This is a genomic window from Streptomyces sp. NPDC017225, assembly GCF_044331465.1.
In the GTDB taxonomy this organism is placed as follows: Bacteria; Actinomycetota; Actinomycetes; order Streptomycetales; family Streptomycetaceae; genus Streptomyces.
Genome location: NZ_JBIRNE010000012.1, coordinates 109,209 through 124,780, shown reverse-complemented (window position 1 = coordinate 124,780; position 15,572 = coordinate 109,209). Strand labels below are relative to the sequence as shown.

13 protein-coding genes and 2 pseudogenes are annotated in these 15,572 nt (G+C 74.9%); 8 read left to right on the top strand and 7 right to left on the bottom strand.

Features of this window, described 5'->3' with window-relative positions:
* The first annotated feature begins 59 nt into the window (after positions 1 to 59).
* The gene (locus ACH4NX_RS25105) at positions 60 to 431 is read left to right on the top strand and encodes a DUF6479 family protein (protein ID WP_351387334.1); all 372 of its coding nucleotides are present in this window, start codon (positions 60 to 62) and stop codon (positions 429 to 431) included.
* A 301-nt stretch (positions 432 to 732) separates the two neighbouring features.
* Positions 733 to 1,236, top strand: a complete 504-nt coding sequence (locus ACH4NX_RS25100) for an FxLYD domain-containing protein (protein ID WP_398128734.1) — start codon at positions 733 to 735, stop codon at positions 1,234 to 1,236.
* Positions 1,237 to 1,483: 247 nt separating this feature from the next.
* Here the strand turns inward: ACH4NX_RS25100 and ACH4NX_RS25095 are convergent, their stop codons facing one another.
* Entirely contained in the window at positions 1,484 to 3,154 is a 1,671-nt protein-coding gene (locus tag ACH4NX_RS25095) for a glycoside hydrolase family 13 protein (protein ID WP_351387339.1), read from the bottom strand.
* A 90-nt stretch (positions 3,155 to 3,244) separates the two neighbouring features.
* Positions 3,245 to 4,010 (bottom strand): annotated as a pseudogene (locus tag ACH4NX_RS25090) (nucleoside hydrolase).
* 362 nt (positions 4,011 to 4,372) lie between these two features.
* On the opposite strand from ACH4NX_RS25090, the gene ACH4NX_RS25085 reads away from it, so the two are divergent.
* Positions 4,373 to 5,146, top strand: coding sequence for a hypothetical protein (locus ACH4NX_RS25085; RefSeq protein WP_351387341.1), 774 nt, complete (start codon positions 4,373 to 4,375; stop codon positions 5,144 to 5,146).
* 80 nt (positions 5,147 to 5,226) lie between these two features.
* On the opposite strand, the gene ACH4NX_RS25080 is transcribed toward ACH4NX_RS25085, so the two are convergent.
* Together ACH4NX_RS25080 and ACH4NX_RS25075 are read right to left on the bottom strand one after the other, a co-directional pair.
* Entirely contained in the window at positions 5,227 to 5,976 is a 750-nt protein-coding gene (locus ACH4NX_RS25080; protein ID WP_351387344.1) for a GAF and ANTAR domain-containing protein, read from the bottom strand.
* Positions 5,977 to 6,067: 91 nt separating this feature from the next.
* Complete coding sequence (locus tag ACH4NX_RS25075; protein ID WP_351387346.1) at positions 6,068 to 7,417, bottom strand: helix-turn-helix domain-containing protein; 1,350 nt, start codon at positions 7,415 to 7,417, stop codon at positions 6,068 to 6,070.
* Between the two features lie 116 nt (positions 7,418 to 7,533).
* Here ACH4NX_RS25075 and ACH4NX_RS25070 point away from each other — a divergent pair, with 116 nt between their 5' ends.
* Positions 7,534 to 7,758, top strand: a complete 225-nt coding sequence (locus tag ACH4NX_RS25070) for a hypothetical protein (RefSeq protein ID WP_398128735.1) — start codon at positions 7,534 to 7,536, stop codon at positions 7,756 to 7,758.
* A gap of 40 nt (positions 7,759 to 7,798) precedes the next feature.
* On the opposite strand, the gene ACH4NX_RS25065 is transcribed toward ACH4NX_RS25070, so the two are convergent.
* Together ACH4NX_RS25065 and ACH4NX_RS25060 are read right to left on the bottom strand one after the other, a co-directional pair.
* Positions 7,799 to 8,887, bottom strand: a complete 1,089-nt coding sequence (locus tag ACH4NX_RS25065; protein ID WP_351387351.1) for a hypothetical protein — start codon at positions 8,885 to 8,887, stop codon at positions 7,799 to 7,801.
* Between the two features lie 64 nt (positions 8,888 to 8,951).
* Positions 8,952 to 10,190 carry a PP2C family protein-serine/threonine phosphatase gene (locus ACH4NX_RS25060; protein ID WP_398128736.1) on the bottom strand — a complete coding sequence of 413 codons (1,239 nt, stop codon included), beginning with the start codon at positions 10,188 to 10,190 and terminating at the stop codon, positions 8,952 to 8,954.
* Between the two features lie 68 nt (positions 10,191 to 10,258).
* Between ACH4NX_RS25060 and ACH4NX_RS25055 the strand changes: the two genes are divergently transcribed.
* From ACH4NX_RS25055 to ACH4NX_RS25040, 4 genes and pseudogenes are all read left to right on the top strand, one after another.
* Entirely contained in the window at positions 10,259 to 10,744 is a 486-nt protein-coding gene (locus ACH4NX_RS25055; protein ID WP_398128737.1) for a hypothetical protein, read from the top strand.
* 194 nt (positions 10,745 to 10,938) lie between these two features.
* A complete protein-coding gene (locus ACH4NX_RS25050) occupies positions 10,939 to 11,877 on the top strand; it encodes a hypothetical protein (protein ID WP_351387357.1) in 939 nt (312 codons plus the stop codon).
* 90 nt (positions 11,878 to 11,967) lie between these two features.
* Positions 11,968 to 12,081, top strand: a pseudogene (locus ACH4NX_RS25045) (ADP-ribosylation/crystallin J1); the annotation flags it as partial.
* A gap of 127 nt (positions 12,082 to 12,208) precedes the next feature.
* Positions 12,209 to 13,225: an endonuclease/exonuclease/phosphatase family protein gene (locus ACH4NX_RS25040; protein ID WP_398128738.1), complete on the top strand. Its 1,017-nt coding sequence runs from the start codon at positions 12,209 to 12,211 to the stop codon at positions 13,223 to 13,225.
* 38 nt (positions 13,226 to 13,263) lie between these two features.
* On the opposite strand, the gene ACH4NX_RS25035 is transcribed toward ACH4NX_RS25040, so the two are convergent.
* Positions 13,264 to 15,360 (bottom strand): PhoX family protein, encoded by a 2,097-nt coding sequence (locus ACH4NX_RS25035; RefSeq protein ID WP_351387363.1) that lies wholly within the window; start codon positions 15,358 to 15,360, stop codon positions 13,264 to 13,266.
* Between the last annotated feature and the right edge of the window lie 212 nt (positions 15,361 to 15,572).

Sequence of the window (15,572 nt, the reverse complement as noted above, 5' to 3'; positions counted from 1 at the left end):
CCGGAACCCACTCGGGCATTCCTGGCGCTTTATCCCATTTGGGGGTACATAATCAGAACATGAGTACGGCAACGTATGAACTGCTGGCCGCGTCCTCGCACGCGCTCAACGTGACCATGGCCTTCATCGGCGGGCTGGTGATCGCCGGCGCGCTGATCTGGGCCGTACGTATGGGCATGAGGGTCATGGAACGAGAATCCGAACGGCCCCACGCCGACGAGCAGCCCAAGCTCCCCCCGACCGGTGCCGTCCACGAGGAACGGGAGATGCGGGAACCCGACGAGATCCCGCTGACGACGGACGGAAGCCCACGGCTCATGCCGTACCAACTGCACCACTCGGGCAGCCGCCGGGGCGAGGACCAGATCCGCCGCCGCTGGCTGCCGGGGTCGAGCGGCTCCTTCGGCGGCGGCGGGCCCGGGCACGTCTGACCCGGGCGGCCTCCTCCGACCCGGCCCGGGCGGTCTCCGCCGCCCCGAACAGCCCCTGGCGGCAGCCCTGACGGGCTCCGGCCCGGCGGAGCCCGGCACCACCGGGCAGCCCGGCACCACCAGGGGCCTCCGGCACCACCGGAGGCGCCCGTCACCACCGGAGCGCCCCGGCGTCCCCGTCCGCCCGAGCGCGTCCCCGTCCGGCCGAGCGCCGGCGTGCGCGGCGGCGTCCGCGGACCTTCACTGGAGGAGACCCGCGTGCTCTCGCGGGGTGTGTACTCACCAGGTCCCTGGAGGCGACATGGCCGGTCGGCGGGTGCTGCGGGCGGTCGGCGTGATGGTGCTCGCGGGCGCCGTGCTGGCCGGGTGTTCCGACGGCGACGGCAGCGCCGCCGACGTGCCGTCGGAGGCCGGCAGCGCCGCGGCCAGCCGGGCCGCGTCGGCGGCCTCCTCGCTGGCCTCGCGGGGTTCGGACGCCGTGGCGTCGGCCACGGCGGAGGCCGGGCGGTGGCTGGAGGACATCCAGGAGGGCGCCGACGTCAAGGACGATGTGGAACTGGGCGCGCCGAAGACCGACACCGACGGCCGCACCACCGTCCGAGCCACCGTCGACAACACCGCCGACTCCACGAAGTCCTTCGCGGTGCAGGTGAACTTCACGGACGCCGGCGGCAGCCTGATCGACACGGCCGTCGTCACCGTCTCCGACGTCCCCGCCGGAGAGTCCGCGCGCGCCACCGCCCGCAGCACCCACGACCTGTCGGGGGACGTGCGCGCGGTGGTGGCCAGGGCCGTGCGCTACTGACGCCACGAGCGGCCCGGACGCCGCCGTCGGCGCGCCCACGGCCGGGGAACGCCGGCCCCGGAGACCGTCCGGGCCGCCCAGCGGGCGGCCTTCGAGGCGGTGCGGCGCCCGGGGGTGTCCTGCCAGGCCGTGCCCCGCACGGAGGACGGGGGCCGCCGGCTCGGCACCGCCTCGCGCGAACCGGCGGTCGTGCACTGGTCCGCCGGCCCCGCTGCCCCAGGGCCCCGCGGCCCCGGGGCAGGGCCGTCTAGAGCCCCAGCCACACCGTCGTGTCCGGGCCCAGGCGGCCGTCGTCCAGCGGTGCGCTGCTCAACAGCACCTCCCCGGCCGGCAGGTCGACCGTCGTGCCGGAGAGGTTGGTGACGCACCGCCAGCTGTCCGAGCGGTCGAACTGAAGAACCCCGGCCGGGACGTCGTCCGCCCAGGTCAGCGCCTCGCCGTCGAGCAGTTTGCGGCGCAGTCGCAGGGCCGTGCGGTACAGCTCCAGGGTCGAGCCCGCCACCCCGTCCTGGGCCTGGACGGCGTACGACGCGAAGTCCGGCGGCTGCGGCAGCCACGCCCCGCCCGCGCCGAAGCCGTACGACGGTCCGCCCGTCGTCCACGGCAGCGGCACCCGGCATCCGTCGCGGCCCTTGCGGACGTGCCCGGTCTGCTCCCAGATCGGGTCCTGGAGGACCTCGGTGGGCAGGTCGGCCACCTCGGGCAGGCCCAGCTCCTCGCCCTGGTAGACGTACGCCGATCCGGGCAGCGCCAGCATCAGCAGCGTCGCCGCGCGCGCCCGGCGCAGGCCGGCCGGCTCGTCGACGGACGGCGCGTGGCCGCCGGACAGCAGCCAGGCGTCGGTGTCGGTGCCCGGCGGCAGGGCCAGGCGGGTGGCGTGCCGGACCACGTCGTGGTTGGACAGCACCCAGGTCGCCGAGGCGCCGGCGGCGTGCGCGTCGGCCAGGGAACCGGTGATGATCTCACGCAGCTCCGCCGCGTCCCAGCCGCCCTGGAGGTACTCGAAGTTGAACGCCTGCCCCAGTTCGTCCGGACGGGCGTACAGCGCGCGCCGGGCGCCCGGCACCCAGGCCTCGGCCACCGCCATGCGGGGCGGGGTGTAGGCGTCGAGGATCTTGCGCCAGTCGCGGTAGACCTCGTGGACGTCGTCGCGGTCGTAGAACGGGTGGGTGCCCGGAGCGAACCGGTCGAGCGCCGCCTCACTGCTCAGCTCGGGGGCGCCGAGGTCGCGCAGCGGCTCGGTCAGGTCCTTGACCAGCGCGTGCGCCACGTCGACGCGGAAGCCGTCGACGCCCCGGTCGCACCAGAACTTCAGCGTGGTGCGGAAGTCGGCGCGGACCTGCTCGTTCTCCCAGTTCAGGTCGGGCTGCTGGGGCGCGAAGAGGTGCAGGTACCACTGTCCGTCGGGCACCCGCCGCCAGGCGCTGCCGCCGAAGACGGACTGCCAGTCGGTGGGCGGCAGCTCCCCGTGCTCGCCCCGGCCGTCCCGGAAGACGTAGCGGTCGCGGGCCGCCGAGCCGGGGCCCGCGTCCAGGGCCTCCCGGAACCACGCGTGGCGGTGCGAGGTGTGGTTGGGGACCAGGTCGACGATGACCTTGAGGCCCAGGCGGTGGGCCTCGGCGGCCATGGCGTCGAAGTCGTCCAGGCTGCCCAGGCGCGGGTCCACGTCCCGGTAGTCGTCGACGTCGTAGCCGCCGTCGGCGAGCTCGGACGGGTAGAACGGGCTGAGCCACAGCGCGTCGACGCCCAGGGCGGCCAGGTGCGTCAGGCGCTGGGTGATGCCGCGCAGGTCACCGAGCCCGTCGCCGTCGGCGTCGGCGAAGCTGCGGGGATAGACCTGGTAGATGACGGCCTGACGCCACCAGTTGGGGTCCTTGGACGACAGGTCGGGCGTGCGGGTGGTGCTGCGTACGGTCACGCGGTCTCCTTCGCGATGCGTGCGGGCGACACGAATAGATCTGTCCACATCACCCGAAAAGCGAACCCGTGCGCCCGCGACGCGCCGGGGTTACGAACCCGTGCGCTCGACCGCCTCCAGGTACAGATTCACGTACCGGGCCACGGCCACGCCCAACGCCACGTCCACCAGGGGCTGTTCGCGCGTGCCCCGGTGCATTTCGGACTCGCCGGGGCGGGCGCGGCGGTCGACGACGGTCTGGCCGCGGGCCGGGCCGGGGGCCAGGGACACCTCGACGGGCAGCCGGTGCGTGGTCAGGCCCTCCGGGTCGATCACCGCACAGACCGCGCCCGCGTCACCGAGGCCGCCGCCGGGGTCGGACTCGTCGGTGGCCGGGCCCCGGTGCGTGCCGGGCGGTATGCATGTCCTCGATCAGCGGATGCTCGGCGCCCCGGGCGGCGACACGGATCCTGTCCGTGGTCCAATCCCGGGAGGCCAGTTCCCTCACGACCTGGCCAGTTGAGTACGGCCAGAGGCGGCGGGGAGGCCCCGAACCATCACTCCGGTGGAGCGGGGGCCCCGCACACTGGCGCCGTACCCGGCGTCCCAGATCGTGCTGATTACGTCAGCCCAGTCGGCCCACGACAGCGCAAGCGCGCGAGCACACCATCACACGATCGAGCTAAACCGACCTCGCGCACGCTCCCCCACGAACATTTCCCACCCCCTCCACGTCGGTGCTCCCGGCCACGCAGGTGACCGCGCGCAGGTCGAGCCCGGGGTGGCGGGCCGCCGGCAGCAGGGCCAGGGCGTCGTCGATGCCGGTGTCGCAGTCGATGATCACCGGAATGGGCTGCCGGTCAGGGGCGGTCGTCACGGCGGGGCTCCTCGGGTTGGCGGGCTGGTGGGGGCGTGGGCCCCGGCGACCCTACGCGGGCGGGCACACCCGGAGACCCGCGGCTCGGGCCGCGGGCCCCGGGTCCGGTCGGCGACGGGTCCTCACCGGTCCGCTCCACGACGACCCCCCACCGGCCCGGTCGGCGGCGGGCCTTCGCCGGTTCCGGTCTGCTCCGCCGTTCCTGTCTGCGGCGGCCTCCGCACGCGGCCGTACGCCCGGTCCCGTCGCGCCTCACCCGGACGGCCCGGCACGCTGGTGGTGGGGCGGTGGCGGTGGTGCCGTGGAGGGTGTGACCTGGCCCGTACGGCGCCGGTCGCCCCGGCCTTCAGGAGGCACCCCCGATGCAGCACGCCGCCCCCGCCGCCCGCCCCGTGCTCGCCGCCACGCTCTCGGCGGCACTGGCGCTGACGGCGGCGGCCTGCTCCAGCGACCGGCGGGGAACGGACCGGCCGGCCGGCACCACGCCGGCCACCGAGCAGTCCCCGGCCGCGTTGCCGTCGCCCGCCGTGCCGCCCGCGCTCACCCGGGGTCAGGCACGGGCGGCCCTGATCACAGAGGCCGATCTGGGGCAGGCGTGGCGGCCGACGCGGGGTGCCGCGACCTGGCGGGACGAGGTGCTCAAGGCCACCGCCGAGCGGCCCGACTGCGGTCGGCTGCTGGACGTCCTCTACACCGAGGAACTCTTCGGCGCCACCACCGCGCCCCGCGCCTTCGTCGCCCTGGACGACACGGCCGGCGGGGCCCAGCTGCACTACCGGATCACCTCGCACCGCGCGGCCGACATCGACCGGGCACTGGCCTGGCTCGCGACGCTGCCGGAGGCGTGCGGGCGCTTCACGGCCCGGTCCCCTCGCGGCGCCACCCGGGCCGTCCGGGTCACCGACGTGACGCTGCCGGAGTCGGGGGACGCCCGGCAGGGCCTGCGGGTGACGGTGAGTGCCGAGGACGGCGCCGTCCTCACCGTGGACCTCGTCGCCGTACGCGTCGGCGACGACGCCATCAGCCTCACCAGCGGCGGCCTCGGCGAACCACCCGACGACGCCGTCCGCACGTCCGTCGAGGTCGGGGCGGAGCGGCTGACCGAGGTGCGGCGGCAGGGGCGGGCACAGGTCTAGCGGGCGGACGGACTCCCGCACGTCCCCACGTCACCCCACTCCCCACGTCCGTACGTCCGTACGTCCGTACGTCCGTACGTCTAACCGTCGCGATCGAAGCGTCGGCGGTGGGTGAGTACGTCGCGGGCCGCCTCGTGGGCGGTGCGGCCGCGGGCGAACGCGTCGGCGCGCAGGCGGGCCAGGGCCTCGTCCGCACCGGCCCCCAGCTGGGCCATGATCATGCCGACGGCCTGGTAGACCTCGTCGTGGTCACCGGCCAGCTCGTCCAGCCAGGCCGTCCGTTCCCCGCGCTCCTCCCCGCTCGACATCGCCATCAGCGCCACCGTCATGACACCGGCCACGAGCCGCGCCATGCTCAGCTGCGGGCCGGTCAGTCCGCCGGGGGTGTCGCGGTAGAGGTCGAGGGTGCCCAGGCACACGGCGTCGTTGCCGAGCGGCAGCGCGTAGACCGCCCGTACGCCGACCGCCGTCGCCTGCTGGGCGAAGACCGGCCACCGGCCGACGTCGGCACCGGCCGTCAGGTCGCGGGCGAGCACCGGGGCGCCCGACTCGGCGGCGCTCACACAAGGGCCGTCACCCAGAGTGCTCTGGATCTCCGCCAGGTACGACGCCCGGTCACCGCTGGCACACAGCCGTACCGGCACTCCCTCGCCGCGCAGCGACGCGCTCGCGCCGGTCACCGGGAGCAGCCGTACGGCCGCCTCGCACAGTCGTCCCGGGACCTCGCCCGGCGGGGCGCCCCGCACCTCCGCGGCGATCACTTCCGCGGCGATCACCTCGGCGGCGCGAGCCCCGTCGGAGGACCGCCCGGATTCGTCACTGGGCCGCATGCGCACCGCCTCCTTCACTCACGCGGCCGCAGGATCGACTACCCGTACCCGACCAGTGGAAACTCGGGTGGTTCGCGGGTCCTGACGCCGTCTACAGAGGCGGCTGCGCGGGCGCCGGGCCCAGGGTGGTCGTGCCGGGTGCCGTGCGGTGTCCGAGGCCGGTGCGATAGGCGTCCAGGGCCGCCTCCACGCGGCCGGTGCGGCGCAGCAGATCACCGAGGAGCCGGCACAGGTCGGCCAGGTCACCGGCGGCTCCGGCCCGCTCCAGCAGGCTCAGGGCGCGGACGTAGTGCTCCTCGGCGGCCTCGGTGTCCCGGGCGTCCTCGGCGATGATGCCGAGCAGGCGGTGCGCGCCCGCGGAGTGCACGGCGCCGCGTTCGGAGGAGAGGTCGTCCAGGACGCCGTGCAGCAGTTCGGCGGCCTCCTGGGACTTGCCGCGCCGGTGCAGTACGTCGGCCAGCTCGACGGCGACCTGGCTGCTGTAGAGGGCGGCGCGGGTGGCGGAGAGCATGCCGAGGGCCTCCCGCATCTCGTCCTCGGCGCGCCTCAGTTCGCCGTTCTGGGCGCATACGTAGCCGCGCATCCAGTGGCAGTTGGCCAGCTCGGTGCGGAGCTGGAGCGTGCGGTACAGCTCGGCCGCCTTGGCCAGCGAGGCGTCTGCCTCGGCGAGACGGCCCTCGGCGAGCAGCGTGCGGGCGACGGAGCGGTGCATGCGGGCCACCAGGGCGGGGTCGCCGACGCTGGGGGCGAGGGACAGGGCTAGCTCGGCGGCCTGCGCGGCGCGCGCGTGCGCGCCCATGTCCATGTACGGGCCGATGGCGCTGGCGTAGAGCATCAGCAGCGCGTCGGGGTCGTGCAGGCCGCCGCGGTTGAGCTCGTCGAGGGTGGACTCGAGGAGGTAGACGGCGTAACGGAGTTCACCGGCGAGGTAGTGGGCGAGGGCGCGTCCGCGCAGGGCGGGGACGCGGGCGGGCAGCGGGGCTCCGGCGTCGGCGAGGCACTGCTCGGCCCGCTCGAAGTAGCTCCGGCCGGTGACCAGCTCGCCGGTCTCCACCGCGCACTCCCCGAGGCCCAGCAGCGCGGCGGACCGCTCCTCGGGCAGCTCGTACGCCTCGGCCTCGGCGAGCAGCTCGGCGTACTGCCCGGCCGCCCGTTCGGCGCCCTCGGTGGCGAGCGTGCGCTGCGCCTCGGTGAGCCTCAGCCGCAGGTCGGTGGCGAGCCGCGCCGGACGCCCGGTGGCCAGCTCCTCGTAGCCGACGCCGAGCCGCTCGGCGAGATGCCGCAGTGCCTCGTCGGAGGGACGGACGCGGCCGGCCTCCAGGGTGGAGATGTAGGCGGGCGTGTAGGCCGGTTCCGCGAGCTGGCGCTGGGTCATCCCGCGCTCGGCCCGCAGCCGCTGCACCCGGCGCCCGATGGCCTCCCGGCCGTCCCGGTCCCCCACTGCCAACTCCCCCTGTGGCTCTTGCCGTTCCACTCCGACGGCTCTAGGTTAAACCGCGGGTTAAGCGCACTTAACCGCGCTTGGCGCCATCCTCGTCCCCTCCGCAGAAGGACGCCGTGCCCGGACGCGCCCGCACCGCCGAACGTTACGCCAGAGCCCTCACCGCCGCCGTCGCCGCCGTGGCCTGCCTGCTGCTGGCCGCGAACGCGAGCCCGACGGACACGGCACACCCCCCGGTGCCCGCACCGCCGGGGGACACCGTCCCGGACACGGAAGACACCACCTCCGAGACGGAAGACACCACCTCCGGCATGGACTCCCTGACCACGGTGGACCGCTGACGGACCGGGTCCGTCAGCGGTCCTGAGGCCCGGGTCCGTCTCAGCCCTGGGTCTGCAACCGGCTCAGCTCCCGCTGCACATGGTCCAGCGCGCCCTCGCGGGGACCTGGCACCCGGCCCCGCAACGCGGCGAGCGCCGCCCCCAGTTCCCGGGCCCGCCCGGCGTCGCGGACCTGCCCCCACTGGTGATGGGCCCGGTCGACGGCCGCCTCCACCGCGGGCGCCTGCGGCGGCTGCCCCGCGCCCAGGCGCGCCTCGGCCACCGTCAGCCACGCCCGGCAGCTGCGCGCCGGATCCCCCGCGAACATCGCCAGGTCGGCCCGGACCTCCGTCCAGTGCAGCGCGTCCTCGGAGGCGGGCCCGTGCGCGTCGGCGGCGGCCCGCTCGTGCCGGGCGGCGAGCGCGTCGGCGTCGGCGTGCCGCCCCGACTGCACGGCGGCGGCGATGACCGCGTGCGGGTCGCCCGCCACCGGCCCGGGCGACGTCAGCACCAGGTCCGTACCGGCGAACCCGCCGCCCGTCCCGTTCCCCGCGCCCTCGGCCGCGCCACGGGCCAGCGCCTGCTCGTGCAGCTGGTCCGGCGGCGGCCGGTGCCCGCTGCGCAGGATCGTCGCGACGGCACGCATGTACGACGGGGTGGCCACCGTCCGCCGCGAGGGCGGCGGCGCGATGCGCCCGTAGACGGCGTTGTTGCGCCCCGAGTCCAGAGGGTTCGCCCGCAGCCACTGCCAGGTCTCCTGGTCGGCGTGCAGGTCGAGCAGCAGCGTCGTCGCGCCGCTCGGCCGCAGCCGCAGCTCCTCGCGGATCCAGTGCCAGGGCAGGGCGGTGTAGCGGACGGTCGCCGGTGTCGTACGGGCCAGCGCCAGATGCGGCAGGCGCTGGCGGCGGTCCAGCTGGAGCTGCCCGGCGACGTAGACGGTCAGCGGTCCGGGGGCCGCGGCGGCGGCGCGCAGCCGGGTGAGGACGGCCTGCGGCTCCAGCGGGTCGGCGAGCTCGACCACGTTCGCGGTGTCGGTTCCGGAGAGCACGGCGGGCGGCACGGCCGCGAGTACGGGGAGCACGGAGGCGGCGTCCACCAGGCACCCCCGGCCCACGGGCGACGCCGCGAGCAGCAGCACGGTTCCGGGCATGTCCCCTCCCCCTGTCGATCACGTACCGCAGCACCGTAACCGCTGCGGCTGCGATGCGGGGCACTCAGCCGCCCGTTGTCCCTCTCCGGCGCCGTACCGCGAAGACGGTGGTGTCGTCGGCCACCCGCCCCTGGCAGTGCCGCAGCGTGCCCTCCCTTACGAGCGCCACCAGCCGCGCCGGCGCGGCGTTCGAGGGGTCGGCGGCGACGGCGCGGGCGACGTCCTCGGCGTGCCGGTAGAAGCATCCGTCGGGGTCCCGGGCCTCGGTCACCCCGTCGGTGACCAGCAGCAGCGTCTCGTCCTCGGCGAGTGCCAGCCGGTGCACCGACGCGGGCGGGCCGGACGTGAGGTCACCCATGCCCAGCGGCAGACCGCCCACGGCCGGCAGGTACCGCACGCCTTGGGGGCCGACCGCCAGCGGGGGCTCGTGGCCGAAGACGACGGCGTCCACGGCGTCGGGCAGGTCGTCCGAGAAGCCGATCAGCACCGCGGTGGCGAAACGGTCGCCGTCGGGGCGGCCGAGGGCCGCGGTGTGCGCGCGGTGGCGCACCATACGGATCTCCAGGCGCTCGGCGACCGTCGCGAGGTCCGGCTCGTGGTAGCCGACCTCGCGGAAGCTGCCGAGCAGCGCGGCCGCCGCCTCCACCGCGCCCAGCCCCTTGCCCTGCACATCGCCCACGAGGACGCGGGTGCCGTGCGGGCCGGGCTGGATGTCGTAGAAGTCGCCGCCGACACGGGCCTCGGAGTCCGCGGCGAGGTACACGGCGGCGTGGTCCAGGCCGCCGAAGCCCACCGGGAGCGGGCGCAGCACGGTGCGGCGGGTGGTGTCGGCGATGTCCCGCATGTGCAGCATGCGGGACTCGCTGCCGACCCGGAGCGCGGCGGCGACCACGGCGATGGCTCCGCCGAGGGCGACGAGGAAGAGGCCGGGCAGCCCGGTCTCCTCGCGGTGCTGCCAGACGGTGTCGGCGAGGACGTAGACGACGACGGCGACCACCGCGTACAGGGCCGTGGCCCGCACCCCGCAGATCGCGGCGGCGACGCCGGGCACGAGCACCGTCCAGGCGATGATCTGGAACGCGCCGGTGGTGATGTCGGTCGCGATGATGCCGACGAGCAGGAGCAGCGGGAACACCCAGGCGACGCTGTGGCCGCGGACACTGATCAGCTCGTGCCGGGACACGGCGTCGCCCCGGCCGGCGGCGTGGACGAGCCGGCCGAACAGCCGCCACCGGCCGCGCACCGGTCTGCGGTCGCGACCCCTCACGGGGCCCAGCGAAACACGCGTCCCCACGGCCCGCATCCTGACTTGCCGGTCGGCCTGCCCGGGTGTGCCCTGGTAGACGGGGGCGAGGCGAAAGGAGTGCTCTCATGGCTCACGCGGTACCGACAGGCGGGCCGTCCGCACCTGCGCCGTCCACACGTGCGCCGTCCACCGGCACGGGCGTGCGCGGGCGCACCGGGCCGCCCGATGTCTTCAGCGAGCGGACCCACCTGGTGGCGAGGTGGACGCTGCTCGTCGCGGCCGGGCTGGTGTACGGCTACTGGGCCGCGTCCATCCGCCGTTACGGCGGTCCCATCACCGGCTGGAACGTGCTGTTCGGGTTCCTGAGCGCACTCGGGTTCGTCGTGCTCTACGCGGTGGTCCGGTCCGTGGGCCGACGGCTGCCGCGCGAGGGTCACGCGGTGCTGTGGGGCGCGCTCGCGGGCAGCGCGCTGGGCTTCCTGTACGCGCAGAGCGGGGTCGCCATGTTCACGTGCGTCCTCGTGTCCCTGCTGGTCGGGGCGGGGGTGGCCGGGGCCATGTTCTACCACTACTACACCCACGAGGACGCCCGGGGCCTCCGCGTCACCTGACGCCGACGGCCCGCGCGACCGGGGGCTGAGACGGCAACGCACGGCCCCCTCCCCGGACGGCGGAGAACGCCACGCGCGGCACACGACCTCCCGAAGTCCCCTCCACCGGGCGGGGCGCCCGTTCGGCTCGTCCCGGGGGGCCATATGCAGTCACGCCGGTCGCCCGGCCCGCTGCCGGCGCCTTGCCTGGGAGGGTGCCCCCACGTCTTCGGAGCGCCCTCTCGGCCGTCCTGATCGCCCTCGCCTGCCTGGCCGTACCGTTCGGCACGCTGGCGGGCTGGGCGGCGTACGGGCTGACCGACACCGGGCGTTACGTCGCCGCGACGGCGCCGCTCGCCGACGATCCGGACGTACGGGACGCGGTCGCGGACGCGGTCGCCGACGCGGTGGGCGACGGGGTCGTGGACGAGGTCGCGGCCGGCCCCCTGAACGGCGCCGTGCGGCTCTTCGCGCAGGACGCGGCGCGCTCGTTCACCCGGACCGAGGCGTTCCGCGAGGGCTGGGACGCGGCCAACCGCACCGTCCACGACGCCGTGCTGCGCGCCCTGCGGGACGACCGGGCGGCCGGGCGCGCGGTCACCGTCGACCTCGCCCCGGTCACCGCCCGCGTCAAGGAACGCCTCGCCGAGGACAACGTGCCCTTCGCCAGGCGCATCCCGGTCCGGCACACCGCGGTCACCGTGCTCCCGGCCCACCGGGCGGACCGGCTCAGGGAGGGCTACCACGTGCTCGACGTCGCCGCCGTCTGGCTGCCGCTCGCCGCCGTCCTCTTCGCGGTGACCGGCATCGCCGTCGCCGCCCGCCGCCGGCGCGCCCTCACGGCCGCCGGGATCGGCACCGCCCTCGGCGGGGCGCTGCTCGCCCTCGCCCTCGTGGTCGGCCGCCGGCTCACCGTGGCCGAGCTCCCCGACGCGGTGGACGGCGCGGTGGACGGCCCGGCCGCGGGCGCCGTCTACGACGCCCTCACCGAGACGCTGCGCCTGGCTTCCTGGCTGCTGGTCGGACTCGGCCTCACGGTCGCCCTGGTCTCCTGGCTCACCGGCCGGTACGGACATCCGCCGCGCCGCCGCCGGGCCCCCGCGGGAGCCCCCGCCGACCCGGCGCCCACCCGGCCACCGCGGGCCCGGTTCTGAGAGACCGGGCCCGCGGGTCACCGGGATATCCGTTGGCCGGGTTCGCGGCCCGGCGGCCAGGGCCACCGACCATGTCCCAGGACGACGCCGGCCATGGGCGAGACGATCCTGGAACTGTGCGTCCCGGCCGAGGAGCTGGAGGAGTTCAGCCGGCGCGTCGTGGGGCGCGTCGAGGTGGTCCGGGAGTTCCGCGCACAGGCGTGAGGGCCTGTGCGCAACTTTCGGCTGCCGTCGTCCGTCTTTCAGGGAGGGTGCGCCATCGCGCAAGGCGGGCACCGCGCGGGAAGGTCCCGCGCGGGACGGCACCGCACCCGCGAGCGAAGGGCCGGACTTGGACACCGACACGGCGACCGGTGAGTGGACGGACTCCCGCGAGCGGCCGACGGCCCGCCGCACCGGGCGGCGGTTCGGGGCCTGGTGCGCGGGGCTGCTGTTCGCCGGGGTGAGCGTGGTCGTCGGCTGCCGTGTCGCCGACACCGACGGCGTCACCCCCGTGCCGCAGCTGCTCGCCTTCCTCCCCTGGCTGCTCGTGCCGACCGGCGCCGGACTGCTGCTGACGCTGCTCGCCCGGTGGTGGACCGGCGCGGTGTGGGGGGTGGCGCTGCTCGGAGCGCTGGCGTGGTTCATCGAGCCGTACGGCAAGACGGGCGACCCCGTCGGGCTGCCCGTCGCCGAGCTGAGCGTGCTGACCTCGAACGTCGAGTTCGGTCAGGCCACCGGCGAGCTGATCTCCACCGTGCGGCGCGAGAAGCCCGACATCGTGTTCGTACAGGAGTGTGAATACACGTGTGCCGCGGCGCTGCGGCGCGACCTCGCCGCCGACTACCCCCACCGGCAGGCCGTCGAGGGCGGCGGCTCCGAGGGGTCCGTCATCCTGAGCGCCTTCCCGCTCAAGGCCACCTCCGGCGTCCCCGGCACCATGGGCATGCCCGGCGCCGTCGCCGAGGTGCGCGGCCACGCCGTACGGCTCCAGCTCGCCCACCCGATGCCGCCGCTGCCCGACCAGGTCGGCCTGTGGCGCGAGGAGCTGGACGCCCTGCGCGACGTCGCCGCCCGGAGCACCGAGGGAAACGGGACCCCCACCATCCTCGCCGGCGACTTCAACGCCTCCCAGGACCACGCCGCCTTCCGCCGCATCCTCGACACGGGGATGCGCGACGCGGCCCGGCTGGACGGGGCCGACCGGACGGTCACCTGGCCGGCCCGGACCGCCCCGGCGTTCGGCGTGCAGATCGACCACGTCCTGGTGTCGGAGGACTTCACCGCACGCCGCGCCCGGTTCCTGGACCTGGCGGACACCGACCACCGCGCCCTGCTCGTCGACCTCACGCTGCACAGGGCCGGCTGACACCGGCCCCGTGCGGAAGGGTCGCCCGGAAGGGGTGCTCAGACGCCGATGTCGCGGCCGTCCGCGCGCCACACCGCCACGACCGCCGGGCGTACGAGCTTGCCGGGGCCGTCGGGCCAGGTGCTGGCCGGCTCCTCCACGGAGGCACCGTCGACCTCGCCCGGGTGCTGCACGGCGACCAGCACGCGCCGGTCCTGGATGAGCGGGCCGCAGGTCTCCGCGCCGTTCGGCACGGTCAGGAACTGCTTCAGCTCACCGCGCCGGTCGCCCTTCGTCGCGACGCCGAAGAGGCCGTCGTGGGTGCCGAGGGCGTTGCCGTCGGTGGACAGCCACAGGTTGCCGTGGTCGTCGAAGGCGACGTTGTCGGGGCAGGAGATCGGGCTGACCCGGTCCTTCGGGAAGCCCGCGAAGTAGGTCGCCGGGTCCTCCGGGTCGCCGGCGACCAGGAACAGCGACCAGGCGAAGGTGGTGGCGTCGGCCCGGTTCCAGCGCTCGGTCAGCTCCAGGACGTGGCCGTGCTTGTTGGCGTTGCGCGGGTTGGCCTCGTCGGCCCTGGCGTTCGAGCCGACGCCGCGGTTGGAGTTGTTGGTGAGGGCGACGTACACCTTGCCGGTCGTCGGCGAGGGCTCGATGTCCTCGGGGCGGTCCATCTTCGTGGCGCCGACCTTGTCACCGGCGAGCCGCGTGAAGACGCAGACCTCCTCGGCGCTCATGCCGTCGACGTGCGAGACGGCGCCGTCCTCGGTGGCGGTGACCAGCGGGATCCAGCGGCCACCGCCGTCGAACTCGCCGTCGCGCGGCAGCTTGCCCGTGCCGTCGATCTCCATCGCCGGGGAGTCACCGCTGAGCCTGGCGACGTAGAGGGTGCCCTCGTCGAGCAGTGACAGGTTGTGCTCGCGCGCCCAGCGGCTGCTGCCGTGCCGCATCCGCTTGCTGCCGACGAACTTGTAGAAGTAGTCGAACCGCTCGTCGTCGCCGGTGTAGACGACCGGGCGCCCGTCGTGGGTCAGCCGCACGGTCGCGCCCTCGTGCTTGAAGCGGCCGAGCAGGGTGTGCTTGCGGGGCGTGGAGTCCGGGTCGTACGGGTCCAGCTCGACGACGTACCCGAAGCGGTGCACCTCGTTCGGCTCCTGGGCGATGTCGAAGCGCTTGTCGAACCGCTCCCACTTGCGCTCGGTGGCGCCGGTGCCGATGCCGTACCGCTTGTCCGTGGTCCGGCTGCTGTTGGCGAAGTACTGGTTGAAGTTCTCCTCGCCGTGCAGCGTGGTGCCCCACGGGGTGGTGCCGCCGGCGCAGTTGTTGAGGGTGCCGAGCACCTTGCGGCCACTGCGGTCGGCGGAGGTCCTCACCAGGTCGGAACCGGCGGCGGGCCCGGTCAGCCGGAACTCGGTCGTCGCGGTGACGCGGCGGTTCAGGCGGTGCCGCTTGACGGGCGTCAGCTTCCCGCTCCGGCGCTCCTCCTCCACCACCACGGCGGACAGCCCGTGCGCGGCCCAGGCGATCTCGACCTGCTCGCGGGTCGGGTTCTCGGGGTCGTAGCCCCGGAACATGAGCACCTCGTCGGTGTACTCGTGGTTGGCGACGAGGACCTGCCGGTCCCGCTCCCCGCGCAGCGGCAGCAGCGCGAGGAAGTCGTTGTTGTACCCGAACTGCCCGGCCTGCGCCTTCGCGCTCTGCTTCTCCGGGTCGAAGTCGGGGGCCCCGCGCAGGATGGGCTCGCCCCAGCGGATCACGACGTCCTGCCGGTACCCCTCCGGGACGGTGACGGCATCGTCGGTGTTGGGCGCGACGGGCGTGAACCGCAGCCCGCGCGCGCCCTTCGACGCGGCCGGTTTCCCATGCCCATGCCCATGCCCGTGTCCCCTGCCGGCGACCGGCGCGGCCTGCGCGGACGGCGCCCCCGCCACGCCCACGGCCCCGGCACCCGCCGCGGCGACGGTGACGACGGCCGCGGCACGCATCATGGAACGGCGGCTGAGCGCGCCGGCGATGACGTCACCGACGTACTCGTTGGAACTGGTGTTGGGCACCTCGTGGAAGCAGGCGTCACCACACCGGAAACGGCAGGTCATGGCGGACCGGCCGCCGGGATGCGAGCCGGACGGCGTTCCGATCAACGGCAGCAGCTTGCGCACGTGTTCTCCCCTGAGAAGCCCTTGGATGCCCTTGGTGTCAGCGTGACCGTAGGTGCACATACGTGCGGGAGACGGGCGTCGCGGTGAACGGTGAGTGAACCCACGGAAGCCGGAGGGGAATTGCCACGGCGTCTCGATCCCTCCTTGACGCGCCCGTGCTTTCGTGGCAGACCCTGCACAAGATCACAAGCCGGGGCCGCTAACCTTACGTG

Excerpts from the sequence above, each read along its gene's own strand:
- ACH4NX_RS25080 (WP_351387344.1), bottom strand. The coding sequence starts at position 5,976 with ATGCGGCCCAGTGACGAATCCGGGCGGTCCTCCGACGGGGCTCGCGCC.
- ACH4NX_RS25060 (WP_398128736.1), bottom strand. The coding sequence starts at position 10,190 with ATGCGGGCCGTGGGGACGCGTGTTTCGCTGGGCCCCGTGAGGGGTCGC.
- ACH4NX_RS25105 (WP_351387334.1), top strand. The coding sequence starts at position 60 with ATGAGTACGGCAACGTATGAACTGCTGGCCGCGTCCTCGCACGCGCTC.
- ACH4NX_RS25100 (WP_398128734.1), top strand. The coding sequence starts at position 733 with ATGGCCGGTCGGCGGGTGCTGCGGGCGGTCGGCGTGATGGTGCTCGCG.
- ACH4NX_RS25085 (WP_351387341.1), top strand. The coding sequence starts at position 4,373 with ATGCAGCACGCCGCCCCCGCCGCCCGCCCCGTGCTCGCCGCCACGCTC.
- ACH4NX_RS25055 (WP_398128737.1), top strand. The coding sequence starts at position 10,259 with ATGGCTCACGCGGTACCGACAGGCGGGCCGTCCGCACCTGCGCCGTCC.
- ACH4NX_RS25065 (WP_351387351.1), bottom strand. The coding sequence starts at position 8,887 with ATGCCCGGAACCGTGCTGCTGCTCGCGGCGTCGCCCGTGGGCCGGGGG.